Annotated in this window: 2 protein-coding genes; one reads left to right on the top strand and one right to left on the bottom strand. The window is 45.0% G+C overall.

Features of this window, described 5'->3' with window-relative positions:
- A partial coding sequence (locus KDK19_RS16600) for a WD40 repeat domain-containing protein (RefSeq protein WP_257292402.1) occupies positions 1-1,348 on the top strand: 1,348 nt, incomplete at its 5' end.
- 137 nt (positions 1,349-1,485) lie between these two features.
- On the opposite strand, the gene KDK19_RS16595 is transcribed toward KDK19_RS16600, so the two are convergent.
- Positions 1,486-1,676, bottom strand: a 191-nt coding sequence (locus tag KDK19_RS16595; protein ID WP_257254675.1) for a hypothetical protein, incomplete at its 5' end; no start/stop codon positions are given.

The raw sequence follows: 1,676 nt of genomic DNA, 5'->3' as shown, positions 1-1,676 counted from the left end.
TGGCAAGATCAACTCTGCTGCCTTCAGTGCCGATGGCCAGTATCTGGTGAGCGTCTGTGATAGTAAAACGGTGATAATCTTTGGTCGGGAGACCGATGGTTCATGGCAGGCAAAAGGCACTATCTCCCATGATGGTCGTGTAATATCGTTCATGATCAGTAACGATGGCGACTATGTAGTGACCGCCAGTGTAGATGGCAAGGCGAGAATCTATGGCAAGAAGGACGAACGATCATGGGAAGAAAAAACCACTATTACCCATGATAAAACTGTTATATCAGCTACCTTCAGCGCCAATAGCCGCTACGTAGTGACCGTCAGTGACGATGGCAAGGCGAAAATCTACGCCCTGGAAGACGATGGGTCATGGGCAGAAAAAGCCATCATTTGCCACGATCTTTCAGTAAGATCAGCCACTTTCAGCGCTGATAGTCGCTATCTGGTGACTGCCAGTTCAGATAGCAAAGCGAAAATCTATGGCAAGAAGGACGATGGGTCATGGATACAAAAAGCCATCATTTACCACGATCATCCACTCATATCAGCCATCTTCAGCGCTGATAGCCGCCATATGATCATCGAATGTGAAGATAATAAGGTGAAAATCTATGCCCTGGAGCTCGATGGGTCATGGGTAGAAAAAGCCATCTTTTCGAATCGTCTCTTCTCTGCCACATTCAGCGCCGATAGCCGCCACATAGTAACCTCCGGTCGAGATGACAGGGCGATAATCTATGGTCTGGAAGACGGATCATGGAAAAAAAAAGCCGCCATTTCTCATAACGGTTGGGTCTATTCAGCCACTTTCAGCCCCGATAGCCGCTGTGTGATCACCTACGGTGAAGATAATAAGGCGAAAATCCTTGGCCTGAACGATCATGGATCATGGGAAGAAAGAGCTACCATTTCCAATCATATGACAATCACATCAGCAACCTTTAGCGCCGACAGCCGCCATGTGATGATCCTCAGTGAAGACAGGAAGGTAACAATCTATGGCCGTAAGGTTAATGGATCCTGGGAAGAAAAAACCACCGTTTTCAATAATATGTATATTAGATCAGCATCCTTCAGCGCCGACGGCAGCCATTTGATCACAGCCAATAAAGATAGTGCGTCGGAATTTATTTATGACCAGTTAAGACATACATTATTTAATTTATTGCTGCCGGTAAATTATCATCTTGCTATTGTTTACGGTCGGGTAAGCGACGGATCATGGCAAAAAAAAGTCACCATTTACCATGATAGTGAGATCAAGTCAGCCACCTTCAGCACCGATGGCCATGTGTTGACGATTCATGAAGATGAGTCGGCGAAAATCACTGAACTAAGGATGGATGAGTGACTGATTGCTTTCAATCGGCAAATGGTTTTTGGTGGGTTTCAGGTTCTGACCCGAAGTGAGGATCATGCAATCAATAGCCCTGAGAGCCATTCTGAAAGACAGAAACCTGATTTCTACTTATTGATCATTTTCCCGAATCAAAGTCCTGTTTTCCTGTTAGCTTCACTAACATCAATGTTATGAACTTCCATGCTAAAACCGACTCTAAGCCGCAGAATCAATTTTGAATATCCTTGCCAACCAGAGAAAAGAACAACTTTTAAGAAACGAACGATGGACTGCATAAATAACCATTCTTGCCTTGGTGAGCCACTCTCATCAACACCCG

This window comes from Endozoicomonas sp. ONNA1 (assembly GCF_024606325.1).
Lineage (GTDB): Bacteria > Pseudomonadota > Gammaproteobacteria > Pseudomonadales > Endozoicomonadaceae > Endozoicomonas_A.
This window is presented reverse-complemented; position numbering and strand designations above follow the sequence as displayed.